We start from the raw sequence: 24,291 nt of genomic DNA, 5'->3' as shown, positions 1-24,291 counted from the left end.
CGCCGCACTGCGCGGCGCGGTGCCGGCTCTGGGGCCGCGCAACGCGACTGGCACGCCGCCTGCGCCCGCCTTTCGCGCGGCTTCGCGCATGCCTGCCCGCTGCATTCCCGTGTCATGCTTTCGCAGCCGATAGCCGGGCGCCTGCCGCCCGGTTCGCGAAAACGCCGTTCGCGGCCACGTATAATGGCCGCTTCCGCGTTGCCCGCGGCCCGGCTGGGCCCATGCGGCGCTCGTTTTGCCGCCTGTCCGCCCGCTCGCGACGGCCGCGAACCGAACGCGCCCGCACGAGTCCAACCGGCGCGTTTCGCGTCGCCCGACGGTGTCGGGCGAGCGCCCGACACGCCCGCCGCCTTGCCGTTCAACCCTGCGCGTTTCGCACCGCACTTTCTGCCATCAGCCTGAATCGATCATGCGTCTGTCTTCCCAAGGCCTCAAGTCCCTCGCTTCCTCCATCGCCTTCGGCACCGCCGCGCGCAACGTCGCGCTCGGCGTGATGCTGCCCGTCGCGCTCGCCTCGACGATCGTCGTCGCCGAGGCGAAGCCGGCCGCCAAGGCCAAGGCCGCGCATTCGGCGCCGGCCGCCGAGCAGTTCACCGGCGCGCCCGCGACCTACATGCCGGGCGCGGTGCCGCCGCCGGGCGTGAACGCGCGCTCGTGGGTGCTCGTCGACGCGACGAGCAACACGGTGCTCGCATCGGGCAATGCGGACGAACGCGTCGAGCCGGCGTCGCTGACGAAGCTGATGACGGCGTACCTCGTGTTCGAGGCGCTCGACAAGAAGAAGATCTCGATGGAGCAGATCGTCACGCCGAGCGAGGCCGTGCGCCGCGTCGGCCGCGACGAGTCGCGCATGTTCATCGAGGCGAACAAGCCGGTGTCCGTGCACGACCTCGTGTACGGGATGATCATCCAGTCGGGCAACGATGCCGCGATCGCGCTGGCCGAACTCGTCGGCGGCAGCGAAGGGCAGTTCGTCACGCTGATGAACGACGAGGCGCAGCGCCTCGGCATGAAGGGCACGCACTTCGCCGACGTGAACGGCATGCCCGATCCGAACCACTACACGACGGCCGGCGACCTCGCGAAGCTGTCCGCGCACCTGATCCGCGATTTTCCGCAGTACTACGGCATCTTCTCGGAGAAGGAATTCAAGTACAACAACATCCGCCAGGGCAACCGCAACCGGCTGCTGTGGCTCGACCCGACGGTCGACGGCCTGAAGACGGGCCACACGCAGGCGGCCGGCTACTGCCTGATCGCATCGGCCAAGCGCGCGATTCCGGGCGTCGACGGCCAGCGCCGCCTCGTGTCGGTGATGATGGGCGAGCAGAAGGAAAGCGACCGCACGCAGGACAGCATGAAGATGCTGAACTACGGCTACAGCGCGTTCGATTCGGTGCGCCTGTTCAAGGGCGGCCAGGCGATCTCGACGCCGCGCATCTACAAGGGCAAGGACAACACCGTGCAGGTCGGCATGAAGAGCGACCAGTGGGCGACCGTGCCGCGCGGCCTCGGCGACAAGGTCAAGACCGAAGTGGACGTCAACGCGCCGCTGATCGCGCCGCTCGCGCAAGGCCAGCAGGTCGGCACCGTGAAGATCGTCGCCGACGGCAAGACGCTGTCCGAATTCCCGGTCGTCGCGCTGCAGGCCGTGCCGGAAGCGGGTATCTTCGGTCGTATCTGGGACTCGATCCTGCTGATGTTCAGCAAGAAGAAGTAAGCGCGACGGGCCTTTGTTTTCACGACTTCATCCCCATCTGACATAGCCATGAGCCAAGCCGAATTCGAACCGATCGTCTACCTCAGCGTCTCGTCGCAGGAGGAACTGGTGCCGCTGTCCGAAGCCCGTGTGCCGGTGCTCGACCGCGGATTCATCTTCGGCGACGGCGTGTATGAAGTCGTCCCCGTTTATGCGCACGACGGCGCGCACGTGCCGTTCCGGATCGAGCAGCATCTGGACCGGCTCGCGCGCAGCCTGAAGAAGATCGGCATCGACAACCCGCACGACGCGGCGGGCTGGCGCGCGCTGATCGAGCGGCTGGTCGCGGCGAACGCCGAAGGCCTCGGCGACGGCAACGCGCTCGTCTACCTGCAGGTCACGCGCGGCGTCGCGAAGCGCGGCCACGCGTTCCCGGCGAACGCGGTGCCGACGGTGTTCGCGATGACGAGCCCGCTGCGGCTGCCGTCGGCGGAGGAGCGCGCGAAGGGCGTGCGCTGCGTGACGGCCGAGGATCGCCGCTGGCTGCATTGCGACATCAAGTCGATCTCGCTGCTCGGCAACGTATTGATGGCGCAGCATGCGGCCGAACGCGATGCGTTCGAGACGATCCAGCTGCGCGACGACAACGTGACCGAAGGGTCGTCGTCGAACGTGTGGATCGTGAAGAACGGCGAACTGTTCGCGCCGCCGCGCAGCAACAGGATCCTCGAAGGGATCCGCTACGCGCTCGTCGAGCAGTTGGCCGAGGAATGCGGGATCCGGTTCGTCGCGCGCGAGATCAGCGAGGTCGAGCTGCGCTCGGCGGACGAAATCATGATCACGTCGGCCACGAAGGAAATCCTGCCTGTCACGTCGCTCGACGATCTGCCCGTGCAGGGCGGCAAGCCGGGGCCCGTGTTCGCGGCGTTGTACGACGCGTACCAGCGTGCGAAGGCACGCGAGTTTGAACAGTTTGACCTAACCCGGAGAAAGTGATGAGCGAACCGACCAAAACCGTCGAGGTGACCGGCGCGATCGAGACCCGGAAGGAGTCGCTGCTGGAGTTTCCGTGCGATTTCCCGATCAAGATCATGGGCAAGGCGCACCCCGAGTTCAAGGACACGATCTTCAAGGTCGTCGCCGTTCACGACAACGAGATCGACGTGGAGAAGATCGAGGAGCGCGCATCGAGCGGCGGCAATTACACGGGCCTCACGATCACCGTGCGCGCGACGAGCCAGGAACAGCTCGACAACATCTACCGCGCGCTGACCGGCCATCCGATGGTCAAGGTCGTCCTTTAAGCGTCCGTTCCGGCGTCCGGGATCAGCGCAAACGGCCGCTGATCCCTTTCCATCCTCCCTCCAGCGCGCACTCGGCGGGGCATTTCCCCGCCGCGCGCCGCGCGTCCAGCTCGTCGCACAGCCGCTTGAATTCGGCCACTTCCTCGAACAGCCAGGTCCGGAACGCCTGCACGCGCGGCGTGTTCAGCAGCGGCGGCGGACACACGAAAAAATAGTGCCACGGGCTCGGCCCGTCGATGTCGAACAGGCGCACGATGCGCCCGTCGAGCAGGTCGTGCACCGCGAGCGAGCGGCGCACCAGCGCGATGCCCTGGCCCTCGATCGCGGCCAGCAGCAGGTTCGACGAATCCTGGTACAGGATCCCGCGTTTCGGCTCGGTCAACGTATCGAGCCCGGCCGCGTCGAACCACGGCCGCCACAGTTCGTCGTCCGAGCGCAGCAGCGGGTAGTGCACGAGATCGGCGGGCGTCTGCGGCAGCTTGCCGCCGTTCAGCGTCGGCGCGCACGCCGGAAAGAACACCTCCTCGAACAGCGGCTCCACGTGGAGCCCCGGATAGCTGCCGAAGCCGAAGCGGATCGCGAGATCGACGTCGTCGCGCGCGAAATCGGTGAGCGAGTTGGTCGACTGCAGCTCGACGTCGATTTCCGGATGCCGTTCGATGAACGTGCCGATGCGCGGCGTGATGAAGCGCGCGGCGAACGACGACAGCATCGACACCACCAGCCGCCGGTCGCGGTCGCTCGCGCGCACGTCGCGCGTCGCGTCGGCGATCACCATCAGCGCGGTGCGGACCTGCTGCGCGTAGCGCATGCCGGCGTCGGTCAGGCACAGCCGCTTGCCGTTGCGGGTGAAGAGCTGCACGCCGAGCTCCTCCTCGAGCGCGCGCACCTGGTGGCTGACCGCGCCGTGCGTGACGAACAGCTCGTCGGCGGCGCGCGAGAAGTTCTCGTGGCGGGCGGCGGCCTCGAACGCGCGAATCGCGTTCAGCGCCGGGAGCTGGCGGAGGTCCATTTGCTAATTTTCCTCACATCGTCGTGAAAATTGGTCGTTTGGTCGGACGCCTTTGAATGACTACGATTGTAGCCATCGAAGCACTTATTGGCGGAGTCGATCATGCAAGAAATCTCTTCAAGCATCACGTTCGAAATTCCCCCGGGCGAAACCGTGCCGATGAAGGTGCAACGCAGCACGCGGCTGACCGTCCAGTGCGGGCCGGTCTGGGCGACGCGCAGCAACGACGTCGACGACTACTTCCTGGCCGACGGCGAGACGCTCAAGCTGCGCCGCGGCGAACGGCTGTGGCTCAGCGCGGAAGGCCGCCAGGGCGCGTGCGTCGCGTTCTCGGTGTCGCGGCCGCCGCGGGAGGTCGCGCTCGGCGGGCTGACCCGGCTGCGCGAACGCGTGAGCGCGCTGTTCCACGACGGCTGGCGCACCGTCTGACCCTCGTTTCATCCGACGGATACCGGCGATCCGTCCCCCTGCCCAGGCCGGCGAGACCCACGGGTTTTCGGTAAACTACCGCCCATGTCCGTTTCGCCGGTTTCCATCGTGTCCACGCCTGTCGCCGTTTCCGCATCGCCCGCCGGAGCCCCGGATCAGCCGGCCCAGCCGGTCACCGTGCGGTGGCGGGGCCGCGAGGCGTACGAAGCGAGCTTCGACGCGATGCGCGCGTTCACCGACACGCGCACGGCCGACACCGGCGACGAGATCTGGGTGGTCGAGCATCCGCCCGTCTACACGCTCGGCCAGGCCGGCGACCCCGCGCACCTGTTGGTGGCCGACAGCGGTGTGCCGCTCGTGAAGGTCGACCGCGGCGGGCAAATCACCTACCACGGCCCCGGCCAGATCGTCGTCTACCTGCTGCTGGACTTGCGCCGGCGCAAGCTGATGGTGCGCACGCTCGTGACGAAGATCGAGGAGGCCGTGATCGAAACCCTCGCGGCGTATAATCTCGCTTCGGTCCGCAAGGCGGGCGCGCCGGGGATCTACGTGGCATCCGGCGTGCACGAGGGCGCGAAAATCGCCGCGCTCGGCCTGAAGATCCGCAACGGCTGCAGCTATCACGGGCTGAGCCTGAACGTGAAGATGGATCTGCGCCCGTTTCTTGCGATCAATCCGTGCGGCTATGCCGGACTGGAAACCGTCGACATGGCGAGCCTCGAGGTTGCCGCCGACTGGAACGACGTCGCCCACACGCTGGTGGGGCGTCTGATCGCCAACCTCGACGGCGCACCCGCGGCCGCCGACAAGCCGCACGCACTGGAACAATCGAATGACTGACGTTACCGCTTCTCCCGCACCGGCCGATTCGGCCGCGACCCCGGCCTACGATCCGACCGCCAAGCAGAAGGCGCAGGCGAAGACGGCGCGCATCCCGATCAAGGTCATTCCGATCGAGAAGCTGAAGAAGCCCGAGTGGATCCGCGTGAAGGCGGCCACCGGCAGTTCGCGCTTCAACGAGATCAAGACGATCCTGCGCGAGCACAACCTGCACACCGTGTGCGAGGAAGCGAGCTGCCCGAACATCGGCGAATGCTTCGGCAAGGGCACCGCGACGTTCATGATCATGGGCGACAAGTGCACGCGCCGCTGCCCGTTCTGCGACGTCGGCCACGGCCGTCCCGATCCGCTCGACGCGGACGAACCGAAGAACCTCGCGCGCACGATCGCCGCGCTGAAGCTCAAGTACGTGGTGATCACGAGCGTCGACCGCGACGACCTGCGCGACGGCGGCGCCGCCCACTTCGTCGAATGCATCCGCGAAGTGCGCGAGCAGTCGCCCGACACGCGCATCGAGATCCTGACGCCGGATTTCCGCGGCCGTCTCGACCGCGCGATCTCGATCCTGAACGCCGCGCCGCCCGACGTGATGAACCACAACCTCGAAACGGTGCCGCGCCTGTACAAGGAAGCGCGCCCGGGTTCGGACTACGCGCACTCGCTGAAGCTGCTGAAGGACTTCAAGGCGCTGCATCCGGACGTCGCGACGAAGTCGGGCCTGATGGTCGGCCTCGGCGAGACCGAAGAGGAAATCCTGCAGGTGATGCGCGACCTGCGCGCGCACGACGTCGACATGCTGACGATCGGCCAGTACCTGCAGCCGTCCGAGCACCACCTGCCGGTGCGGGCTTACGTGCATCCCGATACGTTCAAGATGTACGAGGAAGAGGCGTACAAGATGGGCTTCACGCACGCGGCCGTCGGCGCGATGGTGCGCTCGAGCTATCACGCCGATCTGCAGGCGCATGGGGCGGGGGTGGTCTGAGCGCCGCGTTCGCGTCCATCGGCAGAAGTCCCGCAATTCACAAAGCCCGCAGCGATGCGGGCTTTTTCGTTGGCGCGGCGGTTATCCGTGCCTGCGCACGGCAATCGTTACCCGACCGGACGCGCAATCCGGTCGAGCATGAAAAGCAAAGCTGAAACGGCATCGATAGCTTCGCAGGATAAGTTCGCTCCCGCCGCGCGCAAAGCCCGTAAAGTCGGCTCTCCCGCAGCAATGCCCGTATTCCGAAGGAGAGCCGCATGTCCCGTTTCAGCTTCATCCGCCGCGCCGTCGTTGCGCTGACCGCCTTTGCCGCGCTCGGCGCGGCGCACGCCGAATCGCGCGAGGTCGTGATCGCGTACCAGGACATGGTCGTGCCGTGGCGCTACGCGCAGGCGAGCGGTGAAGTCGAAAAGGCGACCGGCTACAAGGTCACGTTCCGCAAGCTCGACAGCGGCGCCGACGTGATCCGCGCGCTCGCGTCGGGCTCCGTGCAGCTCGGGGAAGCCGGGTCGAGCCCGATCGCGGCCGGCCTGTCGCAGGGGCTCGACATCTCGCTGTTCTGGGTGCTCGACAACATCAACGACGCCGAGGCGCTCGTCGCGCGCAACGGCTCGGGCGTCACGAGCATCGCGGCGTTGAAGGGCAAGAAGATCGGCGTGCCGTTCGTGTCGACGTCGCATTTCCATACGCTCGTCGCGCTGCAGGCCGCGGGCGTCAATCCGAACGACGTGAAGATCGTCAACCTGCGTCCGCCCGAAGTCGCGGCCGCATGGACGCGCGGCGACATCGACGCGACCTACATCTGGGATCCGGTGCTCGCGAAGGTCAAGCAGTCGGGCACCGTGCTGACGACGTCCGGCCAGGTTGCGAAAGAAAGTGGCAAGGCGACCTTCGACGGCTTCGTCGTGAGCCGCAAGTTCGCGCGCGAGAACCCCGAATTCGTCACGCGTTTCGTGAAGGTGCTCGCGGCGGCGGACGCCGACTACCGCGCGCATGCGGCGGCGTGGAAGGTCGGCTCGCCGCAGGTCGCGGCGGTCGCGAAGGTGTCCGGCGCGAACGCGCAGGACGTGCCGGCCAGCCTCGCGCTCTACGCGTTCCCGACGGCGGCCGAGCAGGCTTCGCCGACGTGGCTCGGCGGCGGCGCGCAATCGGGCGCCGCGAAGTCGCTCGCGGCCACGGCCACGTTCCTCAAATCGCAAGGCACGATCCAGACGGTGCTCGCCGACTATTCGGTCGGCGTCGATCCGCAGTTCGTGCAGAAGGCCGCGCGCTGAGCGCGGCCGTTCAGCCCACTCGTCGCGGAGCCCTTCGATCATGAGCACGCTGGAAGTCCGTCAGGTATCGGTCGCCTACCCGGGCGAGCGCGGCAGGCCGACGACGCAGGCGCTCGCGCGCGTCGACCTGCGCATCGATGCCGGTGAATTCGTCGTCGCGCTCGGTGCATCCGGGTGCGGAAAGACGACGCTGCTCAACTGCATGGCCGGCTTCGTCGCGCCGACGACGGGCGACGTGCGCGTCGACGGCGTGCCGGTCACGGGCCCCGGCGCCGATCGCGGCGTCGTGTTCCAGAAGTACGCGCTGCTGCCGTGGCTCGACGTGCTCGACAACGTCGCGCTCGGGCTGCGCTTCGCGCGCGTGCCGAAGGCCGAGCGCGAAGCGCGGGCGCGCGAGATGCTCGCGCTCGTCGGCCTCGAGCGTCATGCGCATGCGCGCGTGTACGAACTGTCGGGCGGGATGCAGCAGCGCGTCGGCATCGCGCGTGCGCTCGCGAGCGACCCGCGCGTGCTGCTGATGGACGAGCCGATGGGCGCGCTCGATGCGATGACGCGCGGCACGATGCAGGCGCTCGTGCTCGACGTGTGGGCGCGCACCGGCAAGACGGTGTTCTTCATCACGCACGACGTGGAGGAGGCGTTGTTTCTCGCGACGCGTCTCGTCGTGATGACGCCAGGCCCCGGCCGCATCGCAGAAACCTTCGCGCTGCCGTTCGCTCGGCGTTACGTCGAATCGCGCGATGCGCGCGCGGTGAAGTCGTCGCCGGAATTCATCGGCTGGCGCGAGCGGCTGATCGCGTATCTGCATCGCGACGACGCGGTCGCGGAGCCCGCGTGATGAGCGAGCTCGCGCGACACGGCGTGGCCGTCGGGCGCGGCCGGAACAGCACTTTGCACAGGCAGGACGACATGAGCACGCAGGATTCCTGGGCGGCCGATCGCGCGCCCGCCGATTTCGAAGAACGGGATGCGCGCGCGGCGCAGCGGCGCCACGCGGCGCATCCCGCACGCCCATCGCACCGCTACCGGTTGCCGGGGCAAGGGAAAACGGCCGCGCTCAGCACGGCGACGATCGCGGCGCTGGCCGTGCTGTGGTGGGTCGCGACGCATCTGCAGTGGCTGCCGCCGCTGTTCCTGCCCGCGCCCGAAGCGGTGTGGACCGCGTTCGTCGACGCGTGGCACGGCCGTATCCAGGGCGGCCTGCCGCTGTCCGACCATCTGTTGTGGAGTGCCGCGCGCGTGTTCGGCGCGTTCGTGCTCGCAACCGCGATCGGCGTGCCGGCCGGCATCCTGATGGGCGTGAGCCGCGTCGCGCGCGGCGTGCTCGATCCGCTGCTGGAGTTCTATCGGCCGCTGCCGCCGCTCGCCTATCTGCCGCTCGTCGTGATCTGGTTCGGCATCGACGAGACGGCGAAACTCGTCGTGATCTTCCTCGCGTGCTTCGCGCCGATCGCGATGGCCGCGCGCGCCGGCGTGCGCGCGGCGACGGTCGAGCAGATCAACGCCGCGTATTCGCTCGGCGGCAGCTTCGCGCAGATCGTGCGCCACGTGGTGCTGCCCGCCGCGCTGCCGGAGATCCTCACCGGGCTGCGGATCGCGATCGGGTTCGGCTGGACGACGCTCGTCGCGGCCGAGATGGTCGCCGCGACGGCCGGCCTCGGGCAGATGGTGCTCAACGCATCGAGCTTCCTGCGCACCGACATCGTCGTGATGGGCATCCTGATCATCGGCGCGATCGCGTGGCTGTTCGATCTCGCGATGCGCTGGGTCGAGCGGCGCGTGGTGCCGTGGAAGGGAAGGGGTTGACGTCATGCAGGCAGCGGCGGCGCACGCGCGTCGCCGCTGCCTGTCGCACTCAATCCCCCATCGCGACCCCTTCGCGCCGCGGATCGGCCCCGCCGAACCACACCGTCTGCCCCTGCACGTTCAGCCGCTGGATGCCCTGCAGCCCCGAGTTCATCTCGACGACCTGCACGTCGTGCCCGCGGCCCTTCAGCCCGTCGGCGAGCGCGTCCGACACGCGGCCGCGTTCGAGCTGCGTCGGCCCGTTCATCGACCCGAAGTTCGGCAGCGCGATCGCCTGCTGCATCGTCATGCCCCAGTCGAGCACGCCGACCAGCGTCTTCGCGACGTGATTGATGATCGCGGGGCCGCCGGCAGAGCCGACGATCATCGTCACCTGCTTCGTCTTCTTGTCGAACACGAGTTCCGGCGACATCGCCGAGCGCGGCCGCTTGCCGGGCTGCACGCGATTGGCGACCGGCCGGCCGTTCTCGCTCGACACGAACGAGAAATCGGTCAACTGGTTGTTCAGCATGAAGCCGCGCACCATCAGCCGCGAGCCGAACGCATCCTCGATGCTGGTCGTCATCGACAGCGCCTGCCCGTAGCGGTCGACGATCGCGATGTCGGACGTCGACGGCAATTCGGGGCTGCGGTCGTCGGCCAGCGCGAGCGTCGCGCCCTGCGGCGTGCCGGCCTGCGCGACGCCCATGCTGGTGTCGCCGATCAGCCGCGCACGCTGCGCGAGATAGGCCTTGTCGGTGAGGCTCGCCCAGTTGCCGCCCGGCAGCGGCACGAAATCGGGATCGGCGACGTAGCGCGCGCGGTCCGCATACGCGAGGCGCCCGGCCTCGCTGAACAGATGCGCGGCGAACGGCGTCGGCTCGTAGCCGACTTCGTTGCGCACCGGCTTCTGCGCGCCGATCTGCTGCCAGTCGGGCATCGCCTCGAGCATGCCGAGCATCTGCGCGATCGCGAGGCCGCCCGACGACGGCGGCGGCATTCCGCACACGACCGAGCGCCGGTAGTCGGCGCACAGCGGCGCACGCACCTTCGCCTGGTAGCGCGCGAGATCCTGCAGCGACAGCAGCCCCGGGTTGCTCGGGTGCTTGCGTACCTTCGCGACGATGTCGCGCGCGATCGCGCCGTTGTAGAACGCGTTCGCGCCGCGGTCGGCGACCTGACGCAGCACGGTCGCGAGCGCCGGGTTCTTCAGCACCGTGCCGGCGGCCTTCGGCGTGCCGTCGGCGTTGTAGAAATAGGCGCGGGCCGCCGGATCGTTCTTCAGGTACCTGTCGTTCGCGATCAGCATCGCCAGGCGCGGGCTGATCGTGAAGCCGCGCTCGGCGAGCCGGATGGCCGGCTGGAACAGCCGCCGCCACGGCAGCTTGCCGTGCGCGCGGTGCGCGGCGTCGAGCATGCGCAGCACGCCCGGCGTGCCGACCGAGCGTCCGCCGACGACGCCTTCGTAGAAACTCATCGGCTGGCCGGTCGGCCCGTAGAAGAGGCGCTCGGTCGCGGCGGCCGGCGCGGTTTCGCGGCCGTCGTACGCCTGCGTCGCCTTGCCGTCGAAGTACAGCATGAACGCGCCGCCGCCGATGCCCGACGATTGCGGCTCGACGAGCGCGAGCACCATCTGCGTCGCGATCGCCGCGTCGATCGCGGTGCCGCCCGCCTTCAGCATGTCGTAGCCGGCCTGCGTCGCGAGCGGGTTCGCGGCCGCGATCATGAAGTGCTGCGAGGTCCAGCCCGGCTTGTCGGTCCAGCCGGACGACAGCTCGGGCGCGTGGAAGCCGGGCAGCGGCACGGCCGCGCCCGATGCGGCGGCGACGGGCACCACCGCGCTGGACGACGGCGCGGACGGGGACGTGCAGCCGGCGCCGAACGTGACGAGCGCGACGGCGGCAGCGAGCGTCCAGGGACGCGAATGCGGACGAATCCGGTCGAACATTGAACCCTCGGCGGCAGTGAATTCGAACGAGACGGCGGCGTTGATGTTGACGTTGAGGTCGGCGCGGGCGCAACGGCGCTGCCCGCCCCGGCGCGCTATTGTCGCCGTGCGCCCGGCGGCTTGTCATCCGACAGGAAACCCTGACGCATCGCGCCGGGCCCGCCCCGGCCGGTCTTTCCGGCCTGTTCGAGGATGAACTCTATGAACGTGGCGGTGGCGCGCGTGTGGTGGCGGTTCGGCATGTACAGCATGTACATGTGCGTGCCGAAGATACTGAGCCGGTATGCGTCGAGCGACGTGACGACGGTGCCGTGCCGCAGGTCGTCCTGCATCACGTAGTCGGGCACGATGCCGACGCCGATCCCCGCGAGGATCGCCTGGCGCAGGAAGAGGAAGTTCTCCGAAATCAGCGTCGGTTCGAGCAGCACCTCGTGGCGCTCGTCGCCGAGATACGCGGCGATCCGCAACTGCCGGCCGAGCACCGTCGCGGTGACGACCGGCGCGGCGGCCAGCGCGCCGAGCGTCGCGGGCATCCCGTGCGCGGCCGCGAACGCGGGCGACGCGCACGCGACGTAGCGCACCGCGCCCATGTCGCGCGCGACGAGGTTCTGCGGCGGCTCCGACATCACGCGGATCGCGATGTCGACTTCGTCGCGCATCAGGTCTTCCACGCGATTCTCGAACACCACGTCGAGCACGATGCCCGGATGCAGCCGCTTGAACGCGAGCAGCCACTCGGACATCACCATCTGCCCATAGCCGCTCGGCACCGACAGCCGCACGCGGCCCTGCAGGTCCTGCCCGAGCGTCGTCACCGATTCCTGCGCGGCCAGCAATTCGTTGCGGATGCGCCGGCCATGCTCGTACAGCTTGAGCCCGATCTCGGTCGGTTCGATGCGCCGCGTCGTGCGCCGCACGAGCTGCTGGCCGATCGAGCGTTCGAGCTGGTTCAGCCGGTAGCTGACGTTCGCCCGGCTCATCTTGAGCCGCTGCGCGGCCTTGCTGAGATTGCCCGCGTCGAGGATCTCGACGAGCAGCGTCAGCGCGTTCAGGTCCATCCGGGGGTCTCCTGATCCGTCCCGCTTAAAGGGCCGAAACAACGGGCCGAAACGGTTCGAAAGCATTCAATGTCAAGTCGGACTTGACAGCTTGTAAAGGCGCGCGGGAATTGTCAATGAATCTCGATCAATCGAGAATCGAGTCATGCCCGGCAACCACGCCGGACCGTTTCCCGCCGCGCGGGACCCCGCTCGCGAACCGGCGTCGCCCGCCGACCCGGCGGCCGGTCCCGCCCGCCCGGCGCACCGCACCCGGAGACACGATGAATTCACCCGCTTCCCCCGAAACATCCGCCACCGCCACCGGCACCGTCACGCGCGAACGGCGCGACAAGGTGCTCGTCGTCACGATCGATCACCCGCCCGTCAACGCGTTGTCCGCCGACGTGCGGCGCGGCCTCGCCGACGCGATCGACGCCGCGCAGGCCGACGACGCGATCCGCGCGGTGCTGATCGTCGGCGCCGGCCGCAACTTCATCGCGGGCGCCGACATCCGCGAATTCGGCAAGCCGCCCGTGCCGCCGTCGCTGCCCGACGTGTGCGAGCGGATCGAATCGGGCGCGAAGCCGGTCGTGGTCGCGCTGCACGGCGCGACGCTCGGCGGCGGCCTCGAGGTCGCGCTGGCCGCGCATTACCGGCTCGCGGTGCCCGGTGCGAAGCTCGGGCTGCCCGAAGTGACGCTCGGCCTGCTGCCCGGCGCGGGCGGCACGCAGCGCGCGCCGCGCCTGATCGGCGCGAAGGCCGCGCTCGACCTGATGCTGACGGGCCGCCATGCGAGCGCGGAGGAAGCGCTCGCGCTCGGCCTCGTCGATCGCATCGCGCACAGCGACGACACGCTCGCCGAAGGGCTCGCCTATGCGCAGGAACTCGTGTCGCTCGGCGCGCCGGTGCGCCGCACGCGCGACGCGCAGGGCCTCGCCGACCGCGCGGCCGCGCAGGCCGCGATCGATGCGGCGCGCGCGGAATTGCCGAAGAAGTCGCGTGGCCTTTTCTCGCCGGCGAAGATCGTCGACGCGGTCGAGGCCGCGCTCACGCAGTCGTTCGACGCGGGGATGAAGCTCGAACGCGGCCTGTTCCTGCAGTGCGTCGACAGCCCGCAGCGCGCGGGCCTCGTTCATGCGTTCTTCGCGGAACGCGAGGCGGCGAAGGCGCCCGAGGCGCGGCACGCGAGCGCACGGCCGGTCGAGCGGATCGGCGTGGTCGGCGGCGGCACGATGGGCGCGGGCATCGCGGTCGCGGCGCTCGACGCCGGGCTGCCGGTGACGATGATCGAGCGCGACGAAGCGTCGCTCGCGCGCGGCCGGGCGCACGTCGAGAAGGTGTACGACGGCCTCGTCGCGAAAGGGCGGATGACGCCGGCCGCGCACGCGGCGCGCCTCGCGCGCTTCAAGGGCAGCACGTCGTACGACGCGCTCGCGCAGGCCGACGTCGTGATCGAGGCCGTATTCGAGGACATGGCCGTGAAGCAGGCGGTGTTCGCCGAACTCGCCCGCGTGTGCAAGCCGGGCGCGGTGCTCGCGACCAACACGTCGTATCTCGACATCGACGCGCTCGCCGCGAGCATCGACCGGCCGGCCGACGTGATCGGCCTGCATTTCTTCTCGCCGGCCAACGTGATGAAGCTGCTCGAGATCGTCGTGCCGGCGCGCGTGAGCGCGGACGTCGTCGCGACCGCGTTCGCGCTGGCCAAGCAACTGAAGAAGACGCCGGTGCGCGCGGGCGTGTGCGACGGCTTCATCGGCAACCGGATCCTCGCCGTCTACCGGACGGCGGCCGACTATCTGATGGAAGACGGCGCGTCGCCGTACCAGATCGATCGCGCGGTGCGCGGGTTCGGCTTCCCGATGGGTCCGTTCCAGGTGGTCGACCTCGCGGGCGGCGACATCGGCTGGGCGACCCGCAAGCGCCGCGCGGCGACGCGCGATCCGAACGCGCGCTACGTGGAGATTTCCGACCGGCTGTGCGAGCGCGGCTGGTTCGGGCAGAAGACCGGCCGCGGCTACTACCTGTATCCGGACGGCGCGCGTGTCGGCACGCCCGACCCGGAAGTCGAGGCGATCGTCGCGGAAGAGCGCGCGAAGAAGGGCGTCACGCCGCGCACGTTCACCGATGAAGCAATCCTGCGCCGCTACCTCGCCGCGATGATCAACGAAGGCGCGAACGTCGTGCACGAGAAGATCGCGCTGCGCCCGCTCGACGTCGACGCGGTGTTCCTGTACGGCTACGGTTTTCCGCGTTACCGCGGCGGCCCGATGCACTACGCGGACACGGTCGGCCTCGCGAACGTGCTTGCCGATATCCGCGCGTTCGCGAAGGAAGATCCGCTGTTCTGGAAGCCGTCGCCGCTGCTCGTCGATCTCGTCGCGCGCGGCGCGGATTTCGCGAGCCTGAACCGCATCGACTGAACGCCCACCGCATCCGCAACGGACCTACGATGAACCTCGATTTCACTCCCGAAGAGGAAGCGTTCCGCACCGAAGTGCAGCGCTTCCTGCAAGCCGAACTGCCCGAGCGCATCGCGCGCAAGGTGAAGGGCGGCCTGCACTTGACGCGCGACGACATGCGCGAATGGCACGCCATCCTCAACGCGCGCGGCTGGCTCGCGAGCCACTGGCCGCGCGAATACGGCGGCCCCGGCTGGAGCGTCGCGCAGAAGTTCCTGTTCGACAACGAATGCGCGCTCGCCGGCGCGCCGCGCATCGTGCCGTTCGGCGTGAACATGCTCGGCCCCGTGCTGATCAAGTACGGCAGCGACGCGCAGAAGCGTCACTGGCTGCCGCGCATTCTCGACGGCACCGACTGGTGGTGCCAGGGCTACTCGGAGCCGGGCGCCGGGTCCGATCTCGCGTCGGTGAAGACCACCGCGGTACGCCACGGCGATCACTACGTCGTGAACGGCCAGAAGACATGGACCACGCTCGGCCACTACGCGAACATGATCTTCTGCCTCGTGCGCACCGCGACCGACGTGCGCAAGCAGGAAGGCATCAGCTTCCTGCTGATCGACATGAACACGCCGGGCGTCGAGGTCCGCCCGATCATCACGCTCGACGGCGAGCACGAGGTGAACGAGGTGTTCTTCACCGACGTGCGCGTGCCGGTGGAGAACCTGGTCGGCGAGGAGAATCGCGGCTGGACCTACGCGAAATACCTGCTCACGTACGAGCGCACCAACATCGCGGGGATCGGCTTCTCGACGGCCGCGCTCGACCGGCTGCGCGCGGTGGCCGCGAAGGTCATGAAGAACGGCCGGCCGCTCGCCGACGATCCGTTCTTCGCGGCGCGCGTCGCACGCGTCGAGATCGAGCTGGAAAACATGCGCACGACCAACCTGCGCGTGCTGGCTGCGGTCGCGGGCGGCGGCGTGCCGGGTGCGGAAAGCTCGATGCTGAAGATTCGCGGCACGCAGATCCGCCAGGAGATCGCCGCGCTGATGCGGCGCGCGATGGGGCCGTATGCGCAGCCGTTCGTCGATGAAGCGCTCGATGCCGATTACGACGGCGAACCGGTCGGCCCTGAAGAAGCCGCGAGCGCCGCGCAGCAGTATTTCAACAACCGGAAGCTGTCGATCTTCGGCGGCTCGAACGAGATCCAGAAGAACATCATCGCGAAGATGATGCTCGGGCTGTGACGAGGGACGCGACGATGGATTTCCAGCACACAGAAGACCGCCGGATGCTGGCGGACACGTTGAACCGCTTCATCGCCGAACAGTACGCGTTCCCGGTGCGCGACCGCATCGCGCAGTCGGCTGAAGGCTTCGACCGCGCGATGTGGCGGCGCTTCGCCGAACTCGGTACGGTCGGCGCGCTGTTCGCCGAAGCCGACGGCGGCTTCGGCGGCGCGGGCTTCGACATCGCCGTGGTGTTCGAATGCCTCGGGCGCGGGCTCGTCGTCGAGCCGTTCCTCGGCGCGCTGCTCGCGGGCCGTGCGCTCGCGCTCGCCGGCGGCGACGCGCATCGCGAGCGGCTCGCCGCGCTGATCGACGGCAGCGCGAGCGCCGCGTTCGCGCACGACGAACCGGGCTCGCATTACGAGCTGACGACCGTGCGCACACGCGCCGAACGTGCGGGCGACGGCTGGGTGCTGACGGGCGCGAAGGGCGTCGTCGACCAGGCCGCGCAGGCGGCGTTCTTCGTCGTCAGCGCGCGCGTGTCGGGGCGCGACGACGATGCGGCCGGCATCGGCCTGTTCGTCGTGCCGGCCGATGCGCCGGGCGTGTCGCTGCGCGATTACAGGAAGATCGACGGCGGCCGCGCGGCCGAAGTGCGCTTCGAGCGCGTCGCGTTGCCTGCCGACGCCGCGCTCGGCGCGCTGGATGCGCTCGACGGCGAAGCGGGCGCCGAGTTGCTCGAGCGCGTGCTCGGCTACGGGCTGCTCGCGCTGTCGGCGGAAGCGCTCGGCGCGATGGACGTCGCGAAGGCGCACACGCTCGACTACCTGCGCACGCGCAAGCAGTTCGGGATGCCGATCGGCAGCTTCCAGGCGCTGCAGCACCGGATGGCCGATCTGCTGCTCGAAGTCGAGCAGGCGCGCTCGGCCGTGATCAACGCGGCCGCGCAGCTCGATGCGCCGCGCGTGGTGCGCGAGCGCGCGCTCGCCGCGGCGAAGTACAGCGTTGGCCGGATCGGCACGCTCGTCGCCGAGGAAAGCATTCAGCTGCACGGCGGGATCGGGATGACGTGGGAGCTGCCGCTGTCGCATTACGCGAAGCGTCTCGTGATGATCGATCACCAGCTCGGCGACGAGGATCACCACCTCGCGCGCTACATCGCGCTGTCGAAACAATAAGCGGCGAAACGCGAATGGAGGAGACAAGGATGACGAACGACACGCGCGCGCTGCCGCTGGCCGGCGTGAAGGTGCTCGATTTCTCGCGCGTGCTCGCGGGTCCGTGGTGCGCGATGGTGCTCGCCGATTTCGGCGCGGAGGTGATCAAGGTCGAGCATCCGGCGCGCGGCGACGATACGCGCGACTGGGGGCTGCGGATCGGCGACACCGAAACCACCTATTTCAACAGCGTGAACCGCAGCAAGCGGTCGATCTGCGTCGACCTGCAGACGGAAGCCGGCCGGCGCATCGCGCGCGAGCTGGCCGCGCAGGCCGACGTGGTGATCCACAACTTCAAGTGCGGCGGCGCGGAGAAGCTCGGGCTCGGCTACGACGCGCTGGCCGAACTGAATCCGCGGCTCGTGCATTGCGCGATCTCCGGCTACGACCGCTCCGGCCCGGAGGCCGCGCGGCCCGGCTACGACCTCGTCGTGCAGGGCGAGGCCGGGCTGATGGCGCTGAACGGCGAGGCCGGCCAGCCGCCGCTGAAGTTCGGCGTCGCGGCGGTCGACCTGTTCACCGGCATGTATTCGGCGCAGGCGATCCTCGCCGCGTTGTACGAACGCCATGCGACCGGGCGCGGGCGGCGCATCGAGATGGCGCTGTTCGACTGCGGGCTGATGATCACCGCGTACTACGGGCTCGACGCGCTGCTGATGGGCGCGGACCCGCCGCGCTACGGCAACGCGCATCCGTCGATCGTGCCGTACGGCGTGTTCGACGCGGCCGACGGCCCGCTCGTGATCACGGTCGGCAACAACACGCAGTTCGCACGCTTTTGCGATGCGATCGAGCGGCCCGATCTCGCGGCGGACGAACGCTACAGGACCAACCTCGGCCGCTCGGAGAATCGCGCCGACCTGCTGCCCGAGATTCGTGGCGAACTCGCGCGCCGGTCGCGCGCGACGCTGCTGGCGGCGCTCGCCGAGGCGGGCATTCCGTGCGGCGAAGTGCTCGGATTGCACGAAGCGCTGACGTCCGAACGCGCGACCCGCGCCGGGCTCGTCACGCGGCAGCCGCATCCGGTCGCGGGCGGCGTCGACGTGCTCGCGCCGCCGTACCGCTTCGACGGCGCGCGGCTGCCGGTGCGCGGCGCGCCGCCGATGCTCGGCGCGGATACGGAGGCGGTGCTCGGCGGCTGGCTCGGGATGTCGGCGGAGGACGTCGCGCGGCTGCGGGCGGATCGCGTCGTGTAACGCATTGATGTGCCGCCACGGCGCGGGCGGATGCCGATCACGCGCCGATCATCCACAAGACAGCTCTCGCGACGACGAGGCGACTTGCCCTGCGGGGACCTGAGTAGGCGCTGAAGCGCCAACTCAGTTCGACCGCGAAGCATGGGACTGGAGTAAGCGCTAAAGCGCCAACTCCGGTCGACCGCGAAGCATGGGACCGGAGTAAGCGCTAAAGCGCCAACTCCGGTCGACAGGAGACAACATGGAGCTTTCCGTCATCGAATCGGTCACGGCGCGCCGCGACTACCAGCAGCTCGTGCGCGCACGGCGCCGCTTCAGCTTCACGCTCACCGCGCTGATGATCGCCACGTACTACGGCTTCATCCTGCTCGTCGCGCTCGCGCCGCACGTGCTCGCCGCGCCGCTGTACCGCGGCGCGACGACGACGGTCGGGATCGCCGCGGGCGTCGCGATCATCCTGATCGCGATCGGCCTGACCGCGTGCTACGTGCTGCGCGCGAACCGTGCGTTCGACCGCCGCGTCGACGCGATCCTGCAGCGTCCGTGACGGAGGCCGACATGCGATTCATTTCGAGCGCGCCCGTCGCGCTGGCCGTTCTCGTTGCCTCCACCGCCCATGCGACCGGCGTCGCCGGCCCGATGCCAGACAAAGTCGAGCTGAACCCGGTCGCGATCGCGATGTTCTTCGCGTTCGTGTTCGCGACGCTCGCGCTCACGCGCTGGGCCGCGCGCCGCACGCGCTCGACGCGCGATTTCTACACGGCCGGCGGCGGCATCACCGGGCTGCAGAACGGGCTCGCGATCGCGGGCGACTACATGTCGGCCGCGTCGTTCCTCGGGCTGTCGGGGATGGTGTTCATGTTCGGCTTCGACGGGCTGATCTACTCGATCGGCTTCCTGGTCGGCTGGCCGTTCGTGATGTTCCTGATCGCCGAGCCGCTGCGCAACCTCGGCAGGTTCACGTTCGTCGACGTCGTCGCGTATCGCTTCGCGCAGCGGCCGATCCGGCTGCTGACGTCCGCGAACGCGCTGACGATCGTCGTGCTGTACCTCGTCGTGCAGATGGTCGGCGCGGGCAAGCTGATCCAGTTGCTGTTCGGGCTGTCGTACGGCACGGCCGAGCTGATCGTCGGCGTGCTGATGGTCGTCTACGTATTCTTCGGCGGAATGACCGCGACCACCTGGGTGCAGGTGATCAAGGCCGTGCTGCTGCTCGCCGGCGCGACGCTGCTCGCGTGGCTCGCGCTCGGCGAATTCGGCTTCAGCATCGACGCGATGTTCCGCCGCGCGGTGGCCGTGCATCCGGGCGCGCTGTCGATCATGGGGCCCGGCAAGCTGATCCGCGACCCGGCCAACGCGCTGTCGCTCGGCATCGCGCTGATGTTCGGCACGGCCGGCTTCCCGCACATCCTGATGCGCTTCTTCACGGTGCCGAACGCGAAGGAGGCGCGCAAGTCGGTGCTGTACGCGACCGGCTTCATCGGCTACTTCTACCTGCTGACCTTCGTGATCGGCTTCTCGGCGATCGTGCTGCTCGCGCAGCATCCGGAATTCTTCCGGCTCGGCGCGAACGGCACGTTCAACCTGACGCACGACCTGCTCGGCGGCTCGAACATGGTCGCGGTGAAGCTCGCGCAGGCGGTGGGCGGCAACTGGTTCTACGGATTCATCGCGGCCGTCACGTTCGCGACGATCCTCGCGGTGGTCGCCGGGCTGACGCTCGCCGGTGCGACCACGATCTCGCACGATCTCTATGCGCAGATGTGGGCGCGCGGCAAGCCCGACGAGCGGCTGGAGATGCGCATTTCGCGCGCGGCGACGATCGGGCTGTCGGCCGTCGCGATCGCGCTGTCGATCCTGTTCGAGCACGTGAACGTCGCGTTCATGGTCGGGCTCGTCGCGGCGGTGGCCGCGAGCGCCAATTTCCCGGTGCTCGCGATGTCGATCTTCTGGCGCGGGATGACCACAAGCGGCGCGGTGCTCGGCGGCGGCCTCGGCCTCGTGTCGGCGGTCGCGCTCACGGTGCTGTCGAAGTCGGTGTGGGTCGACGTGCTGCACCACGCGCATGCGGCGGTGTTCCTCGACAATCCGGCGCTCGTGTCGGTGCCGCTCGCGTTCGTCGGGATCGTCGTCGGCTCGCTCCTGGATCGCGGCGAGCGCGCGCGCCGCGAGCGCGACGCGTTCGCGCGGCAGGAGTTCTACGCGCAGACGGGCGTGCTCGCGAGCCGGGCCGTGCAGCACTGATTCGTCCGATGAAACGATGGATCCGTCCGGATCGCCGGACGGATATTTTCCGGAAATCCGGAATACCGGATTTCCTTGCCTGCCGCATTATGAGAAATACAATGAAAACAACGGCTTGAGGGGTTCCGGAAACCTGGCATCGACCTTGCGATATAAAACGCACGGCCATCCCCCGGCCGAACTACTACAGCAAGCAAGGAGACAACCGATGACCAATGCCTTCCTCCCCCTCCGGATGTCCTGAGGCATCGCTTGTTGCGGCACGGCAGCCGCGCGGGCGAATGCCTTCGGGGGGGATTGCCCCCCCGTTCTCATTCATCCCTGCGCGCGTGACGCCGTTTCCACCGGCTCATCTACTTCAGCAGGAACCATCGTGAAGAAGAAACCCTTCTACAAAGTGCTCTATGTGCAGGTGATCTTCGCCATCATCGTCGGCGTGATCCTCGGCCACTACTACCCGTCGATCGCCACCGACATGAAACCGCTCGGCGACGGCTTCATCAAGCTGATCAAGATGGTGATCGGCCCGATCATCTTCTGTACGGTCGTCACCGGCATCGCCGGCATGGAGGACATGAAGAAGGTCGGCCGCGTCGGCGGCAAGGCGCTGCTGTACTTCGAGATCGTGTCGACCTTCGCGCTGCTGCTCGGCCTCGCGGCCACGCACCTGCTGCGTCCGGGCGTCGGCTTCAACATCGATCCGGCGACGCTCGACGGCAAGGCCGTCGCGTCGTACGCGGCGAAGGCGCACGGGCAGTCGACGGTCGACTTCCTGATGCACATCATCCCGAACACGATGGTCGATGCGTTCGCGCAGGGTGAAATCCTGCAGATCCTGCTGATCGCGCTGCTGTTCGGCAGCGTGCTCGCGCACCTCGGCGAGCGCGGCAAGGTCGTGACCGACTTCATCGACGGCCTGACGCGCGTGCTGTTCGGCATCGTGCACATCGTCACGAAGCTGGCGCCGATCGGCGCGTTCGGCGCGATGGCGTTCACGATCGGCAAGTACGGCGTCGGCTCGCTGGTGCCGCTGCTCAAGCTGATCGGCACGTTCTACCTGACGTCGCTCGTGTTCGTGCTCGTCGTGCTCGGCGCGATCGCGCGCTTCACCGGCTTCTCGATCATCCGCTTCGTGTCGTACATCAAGGAAGAGCTGCTGATCGTGCTCGGCACGAGCTCGTCGGAAGCCGCGCTGCCGCAGCTGATGGAAAAGCTCGAGAAGGCCGGCTGCTCGCGTTCGGTCGTCGGCCTCGTCGTGCCGACCGGCTATTCGTTCAACCTCGACGGCACCAACATCTACATGACGATGGCCGTGCTGTTCATCGCGCAGGCGACCAACATCGAGTTGACGTGGATGCAGCAGCTCACGCTGCTGGCCGTCGCGATGCTCACGTCGAAGGGCGCGAGCGGCGTGACGGGCGCGGGCTTCATCACGCTCGCCGCGACGCTGGCCGTCGTGCCGACGATCCCGCTGTCGGGCATGGTGCTGATCCTCGGCATCGACCGCTTCATGAGCGAATGCCGCGCGCTGACCAACATCGTCGGCAACGGCGTGGCGACCGTCGTCGTGTCGGCGTGGGAGAAGGAGCTCGACCGCAACAAGCTGCGCCAGGCGCTGAAGGGCGGCGGCGAAGTCGCGCCGACCGAGACGACGGCCGGCGTCTGACGGCATGAGCGAGCAGGCGGCGGTGTCGCCCGCGGGCGGCGCGCCGCGCGGCGGCCCGGGCATCGATGCGGAGCCCTATGACACAATAGGCGATCCGCATCGTCAGGAAGCCTCGACCGTGACGCGCCGCCTGCTCATCCTCGTCGTGCTCGCCGCCGCGCTCGCCGCGGCGTGCGCGCTGACGTGGACGATCACCTGGCAGCGCGGCGTCGCCGAGCTGCAGCGCAATGCCGCGGTGCGCGTCGATCGCACCACCAACGCGCTCAAGAGCACGCTCGACCGCTACGAATCGCTGCCTTATCTGCTCGGCAGCCATCCGTACGTGCAGGATCTGCTCGCCGAGCCGAAGCGCGCCGACTACACCGCGCGCGTCAACCGCTATCTCGAAGACCTCAACGAGCACGCGCACGCGACCGTCACCTACGTGATCGGCGCGGACGGCCTGTGCGTCGCCGCCAGCAACTGGCGCGCGCCCGACAGCTTCGTCGGGATCGAATACCGTTTCCGCCCGTATTTCGTCGATGCGATGAACGGCCGGGTCGGCCGCTTCTTCGGGATCGGCACGATCTCGCGCGACCCCGGCTACTACATCTCGCAGCCGGTGTGGCGCGACGGCAGGATCGCGGGCGTCGTCGTCGTGAAGCTCAATCTCGAATGGTTCCAGGGCGCCGATGCGTCGGAGCCGCTCGTCGTCGCGGACGATCACGGCGTCGTGTTCCTGTCGTCGGTGCCCGCATGGAAGTACCACACGCTGCGCCCGCTCACGGGGCCCGTCGCCGCATCGATCTACGAAACGCGCCAGTACGCGCAGCAACCGGTCACGCCGCTGCCGCTGCGCGTCGAGCAGACGCTCGGCGCCGATGCGGAAATCGTGCGCCTCGGCGCCGGCCGGCGCGCGCCGCGCTTTCTCGCCAGCAAGCGCCGGATCGGCGAGCCCGACTGGCTGCTCGTCACGCTCGCGCCGATCGCGCCGATCGATGCCGACGCGCGCAACGCGACGATCGTCACCGGCTTCGGCTTCGTGTCGGTCGCGCTGCTCGCGTTCTACTGGCGGATGCGCCGCGCCCGCGTGCGCGAGATGATCCGTGGCCGCGCGCTGCTGCAGCAGGCGTACGCGGAGCTGAACCGGCGCGTCGAGGAGCGTACGGCCGATTTGTCTGAAGCGAACGAGCAGTTGCAGAAGGAAGTCGGCGACCGGATCCGCGCGGAGCAGGAGCTGCGCGCCGCGCACGACGAACTGATCCAGGCGAGCAAGCTCGCCGCGCTCGGCCAGATGGCGGCCGGCATCACGCATGAACTGAACCAGCCGCTCGCGGCGCTGCGCAGCTTCTCGGACAACACGCGCGTGCTGCTCGATCGCGGCGAGCAGGCCGCCGCGCGCGAGAATCTCGAGGCGATCGCCGCGCTCACCGAGCGGATGGGCAAGATCACCAACCAGTTGAAACTGTTCGTCGGCCGCGCGAAGCCGCGCAACGAGCAGGCGCTCGTCGTGCGTGCGCTGCGCAGCGTGCTGTCGTTGCTCGACGAGCGCCTGCGCGGCGTCGCGCTCACGCTGACGCTGCAGGATGCCACCGTGTCGCCCGCGCGGGATGCGCCGCTCGATCTGGCGCGCGACTATCCCGAACTCGTCGCGCGCTGCGAGGACCTGCGCCTCGAACAGGTGCTGATCAATCTGCTCGGCAACGCGCTCGACGCGGTGGCCGGCGTCGCGGCGCCGGCCATCGAGGTGACGATCGCGGTGTCGGCCGCGACGCTCGCGGTCGAGGTGCGCGACAACGGCTCCGGCATTGCGCCCGATTTGCTGCCGCGCCTGTTCGAGCCGTTCTTCACGACCAAGGAAATGGGGCGCGGGCTCGGGCTCGGCCTCGCGATCTCGTCGTCGATCGCCAGCGACGCGGGCGGCGCGCTGACCGCCCGCAATGCCCCGTCGGGCGGCGCGCTGTTCGTCTTGACGCTGCGGCGCGCCCGCACGCATCATCCGGACTCCGTGTCCGAGCCGGCGGGCTCGCATTAGCCTGGAC

The 24,291-nt window shown here is 68.7% G+C and carries 20 protein-coding genes; 17 read left to right on the top strand and 3 right to left on the bottom strand.

All coding sequences use genetic code 11. The annotated features are described in order from the left end of the window. The first annotated feature begins 409 nt into the window (after nt 1-409). From CFB35_RS15180 to CFB35_RS15170, 3 genes are read left to right on the top strand one after another with little or no spacing between them, the layout of a single operon-like run. Nucleotides 410-1,720 carry a D-alanyl-D-alanine carboxypeptidase family protein gene (locus CFB35_RS15180; RefSeq protein ID WP_089465182.1) on the top strand — a complete coding sequence of 437 codons (1,311 nt, stop codon included), beginning with the start codon at nt 410-412 and terminating at the stop codon, nt 1,718-1,720. 48 nt (nt 1,721-1,768) lie between these two features. Continuing rightward, nucleotides 1,769-2,695: a D-amino acid aminotransferase gene (locus CFB35_RS15175; protein ID WP_059576005.1), complete on the top strand. Its 927-nt coding sequence runs from the start codon at nt 1,769-1,771 to the stop codon at nt 2,693-2,695. Further along, on the top strand, nt 2,695-3,003 hold the full coding sequence (locus CFB35_RS15170) for a YbeD family protein (protein ID WP_011546305.1): 309 nt from the start codon (nt 2,695-2,697) through the stop codon (nt 3,001-3,003). Before CFB35_RS15175 ends, CFB35_RS15170 begins: the two co-directional genes overlap by 1 nt. Before the next feature lie 22 nt (nt 3,004-3,025). Here the strand turns inward: CFB35_RS15170 and CFB35_RS15165 are convergent, their stop codons facing one another. Further along, the gene (locus CFB35_RS15165) at nt 3,026-4,015 is read right to left on the bottom strand and encodes a transcriptional regulator GcvA (RefSeq protein WP_059576008.1); all 990 of its coding nucleotides are present in this window, start codon (nt 4,013-4,015) and stop codon (nt 3,026-3,028) included. Nucleotides 4,016-4,117: 102 nt separating this feature from the next. Between CFB35_RS15165 and CFB35_RS15160 the strand changes: the two genes are divergently transcribed. The 6 genes from CFB35_RS15160 to CFB35_RS15135 all read left to right on the top strand — a co-directional run bounded on the left by CFB35_RS15160 (nt 4,118) and on the right by CFB35_RS15135 (nt 9,349). Then, nucleotides 4,118-4,444, top strand: coding sequence for a DUF2917 domain-containing protein (locus CFB35_RS15160; RefSeq protein ID WP_059576155.1), 327 nt, complete (start codon nt 4,118-4,120; stop codon nt 4,442-4,444). Between the two features lie 84 nt (nt 4,445-4,528). Beyond that, on the top strand, nt 4,529-5,284 hold the full coding sequence (gene lipB / locus CFB35_RS15155) for a lipoyl(octanoyl) transferase LipB (protein WP_059576011.1): 756 nt from the start codon (nt 4,529-4,531) through the stop codon (nt 5,282-5,284). Further along, on the top strand, nt 5,277-6,269 hold the full coding sequence (gene lipA / locus CFB35_RS15150) for a lipoyl synthase (RefSeq protein ID WP_059576014.1): 993 nt from the start codon (nt 5,277-5,279) through the stop codon (nt 6,267-6,269). The genes lipB and lipA overlap by 8 nt, the downstream gene beginning before the upstream one ends. A 257-nt stretch (nt 6,270-6,526) precedes the next feature. After that, the gene (tauA, locus tag CFB35_RS15145; RefSeq protein ID WP_059576016.1) at nt 6,527-7,543 is read left to right on the top strand and encodes a taurine ABC transporter substrate-binding protein; all 1,017 of its coding nucleotides are present in this window, start codon (nt 6,527-6,529) and stop codon (nt 7,541-7,543) included. Between the two features lie 40 nt (nt 7,544-7,583). Beyond that, a complete protein-coding gene (locus tag CFB35_RS15140) occupies nt 7,584-8,381 on the top strand; it encodes a taurine ABC transporter ATP-binding protein (protein ID WP_059576019.1) in 798 nt (265 codons plus the stop codon). Further along, nucleotides 8,381-9,349 carry an ABC transporter permease subunit gene (locus CFB35_RS15135; protein WP_059576022.1) on the top strand — a complete coding sequence of 323 codons (969 nt, stop codon included), beginning with the start codon at nt 8,381-8,383 and terminating at the stop codon, nt 9,347-9,349. Before CFB35_RS15140 ends, CFB35_RS15135 begins: the two co-directional genes overlap by 1 nt. A gap of 49 nt (nt 9,350-9,398) precedes the next feature. On the opposite strand, the gene ggt is transcribed toward CFB35_RS15135, so the two are convergent. Together ggt and CFB35_RS15125 are read right to left on the bottom strand one after the other, a co-directional pair. Next, on the bottom strand, nt 9,399-11,276 hold the full coding sequence (ggt, locus tag CFB35_RS15130; RefSeq protein ID WP_059576025.1) for a gamma-glutamyltransferase: 1,878 nt from the start codon (nt 11,274-11,276) through the stop codon (nt 9,399-9,401). A gap of 95 nt (nt 11,277-11,371) precedes the next feature. Beyond that, nucleotides 11,372-12,334: a LysR family transcriptional regulator gene (locus CFB35_RS15125; RefSeq protein ID WP_059576029.1), complete on the bottom strand. Its 963-nt coding sequence runs from the start codon at nt 12,332-12,334 to the stop codon at nt 11,372-11,374. Between the two features lie 263 nt (nt 12,335-12,597). Here CFB35_RS15125 and CFB35_RS15120 point away from each other — a divergent pair, with 263 nt between their 5' ends. The 8 genes from CFB35_RS15120 (at nt 12,598) to CFB35_RS15085 (ending at nt 24,284) form a co-directional block, all read left to right on the top strand. Then, on the top strand, nt 12,598-14,739 hold the full coding sequence (locus CFB35_RS15120; RefSeq protein ID WP_059576032.1) for a 3-hydroxyacyl-CoA dehydrogenase NAD-binding domain-containing protein: 2,142 nt from the start codon (nt 12,598-12,600) through the stop codon (nt 14,737-14,739). Between the two features lie 29 nt (nt 14,740-14,768). Next, nucleotides 14,769-15,965 (top strand): acyl-CoA dehydrogenase family protein, encoded by a 1,197-nt coding sequence (locus tag CFB35_RS15115; protein WP_060966607.1) that lies wholly within the window; start codon nt 14,769-14,771, stop codon nt 15,963-15,965. A 14-nt stretch (nt 15,966-15,979) separates the two neighbouring features. Beyond that, a complete protein-coding gene (locus CFB35_RS15110) occupies nt 15,980-17,125 on the top strand; it encodes an acyl-CoA dehydrogenase family protein (RefSeq protein ID WP_089465298.1) in 1,146 nt (381 codons plus the stop codon). 29 nt (nt 17,126-17,154) lie between these two features. Then, nucleotides 17,155-18,360, top strand: a complete 1,206-nt coding sequence (locus CFB35_RS15105; protein WP_089465181.1) for a CaiB/BaiF CoA-transferase family protein — start codon at nt 17,155-17,157, stop codon at nt 18,358-18,360. Between the two features lie 241 nt (nt 18,361-18,601). Further along, nucleotides 18,602-18,907 (top strand): DUF485 domain-containing protein, encoded by a 306-nt coding sequence (locus CFB35_RS15100; RefSeq protein ID WP_059576041.1) that lies wholly within the window; start codon nt 18,602-18,604, stop codon nt 18,905-18,907. A gap of 11 nt (nt 18,908-18,918) precedes the next feature. Further along, nucleotides 18,919-20,604, top strand: a complete 1,686-nt coding sequence (locus CFB35_RS15095) for a cation acetate symporter (RefSeq protein ID WP_089465297.1) — start codon at nt 18,919-18,921, stop codon at nt 20,602-20,604. A gap of 373 nt (nt 20,605-20,977) precedes the next feature. Continuing rightward, entirely contained in the window at nt 20,978-22,270 is a 1,293-nt protein-coding gene (locus tag CFB35_RS15090; RefSeq protein ID WP_059576044.1) for a dicarboxylate/amino acid:cation symporter, read from the top strand. Between the two features lie 4 nt (nt 22,271-22,274). Beyond that, nucleotides 22,275-24,284, top strand: coding sequence for an ATP-binding protein (locus CFB35_RS15085; RefSeq protein ID WP_059642724.1), 2,010 nt, complete (start codon nt 22,275-22,277; stop codon nt 24,282-24,284). Nucleotides 24,285-24,291: the final 7 nt, after the last annotated feature.

It is taken from the genome of Burkholderia sp. AU16482, assembly GCF_002223285.1.
GTDB lineage: Bacteria > Pseudomonadota > Gammaproteobacteria > Burkholderiales > Burkholderiaceae > Burkholderia > Burkholderia semiarida.
Note: the sequence above shows the minus strand (reverse complement) of the source record. Positions and strands in the feature narration are given on the sequence as shown.

What these genes read in the sequence shown, in the direction of transcription:
- CFB35_RS15180 (WP_089465182.1), top strand. Translation starts at nt 410, where the DNA reads ATGCGTCTGTCTTCCCAAGGCCTCAAGTCCCTCGCTTCCTCCATCGCC.
- CFB35_RS15175 (WP_059576005.1), top strand. Translation starts at nt 1,769, where the DNA reads ATGAGCCAAGCCGAATTCGAACCGATCGTCTACCTCAGCGTCTCGTCG.
- CFB35_RS15170 (WP_011546305.1), top strand. Translation starts at nt 2,695, where the DNA reads ATGAGCGAACCGACCAAAACCGTCGAGGTGACCGGCGCGATCGAGACC.
- CFB35_RS15165 (WP_059576008.1), bottom strand. Translation starts at nt 4,015, where the DNA reads ATGGACCTCCGCCAGCTCCCGGCGCTGAACGCGATTCGCGCGTTCGAG.
- CFB35_RS15160 (WP_059576155.1), top strand. Translation starts at nt 4,118, where the DNA reads ATGCAAGAAATCTCTTCAAGCATCACGTTCGAAATTCCCCCGGGCGAA.
- lipB (WP_059576011.1), top strand. Translation starts at nt 4,529, where the DNA reads ATGTCCGTTTCGCCGGTTTCCATCGTGTCCACGCCTGTCGCCGTTTCC.
- lipA (WP_059576014.1), top strand. Translation starts at nt 5,277, where the DNA reads ATGACTGACGTTACCGCTTCTCCCGCACCGGCCGATTCGGCCGCGACC.
- tauA (WP_059576016.1), top strand. Translation starts at nt 6,527, where the DNA reads ATGTCCCGTTTCAGCTTCATCCGCCGCGCCGTCGTTGCGCTGACCGCC.
- CFB35_RS15140 (WP_059576019.1), top strand. Translation starts at nt 7,584, where the DNA reads ATGAGCACGCTGGAAGTCCGTCAGGTATCGGTCGCCTACCCGGGCGAG.
- CFB35_RS15135 (WP_059576022.1), top strand. Translation starts at nt 8,381, where the DNA reads ATGAGCGAGCTCGCGCGACACGGCGTGGCCGTCGGGCGCGGCCGGAAC.
- ggt (WP_059576025.1), bottom strand. Translation starts at nt 11,276, where the DNA reads ATGTTCGACCGGATTCGTCCGCATTCGCGTCCCTGGACGCTCGCTGCC.
- CFB35_RS15125 (WP_059576029.1), bottom strand. Translation starts at nt 12,334, where the DNA reads ATGGACCTGAACGCGCTGACGCTGCTCGTCGAGATCCTCGACGCGGGC.
- CFB35_RS15120 (WP_059576032.1), top strand. Translation starts at nt 12,598, where the DNA reads ATGAATTCACCCGCTTCCCCCGAAACATCCGCCACCGCCACCGGCACC.
- CFB35_RS15115 (WP_060966607.1), top strand. Translation starts at nt 14,769, where the DNA reads ATGAACCTCGATTTCACTCCCGAAGAGGAAGCGTTCCGCACCGAAGTG.
- CFB35_RS15110 (WP_089465298.1), top strand. Translation starts at nt 15,980, where the DNA reads ATGGATTTCCAGCACACAGAAGACCGCCGGATGCTGGCGGACACGTTG.
- CFB35_RS15105 (WP_089465181.1), top strand. Translation starts at nt 17,155, where the DNA reads ATGACGAACGACACGCGCGCGCTGCCGCTGGCCGGCGTGAAGGTGCTC.
- CFB35_RS15100 (WP_059576041.1), top strand. Translation starts at nt 18,602, where the DNA reads ATGGAGCTTTCCGTCATCGAATCGGTCACGGCGCGCCGCGACTACCAG.
- CFB35_RS15095 (WP_089465297.1), top strand. Translation starts at nt 18,919, where the DNA reads ATGCGATTCATTTCGAGCGCGCCCGTCGCGCTGGCCGTTCTCGTTGCC.
- CFB35_RS15085 (WP_059642724.1), top strand. Translation starts at nt 22,275, where the DNA reads ATGAGCGAGCAGGCGGCGGTGTCGCCCGCGGGCGGCGCGCCGCGCGGC.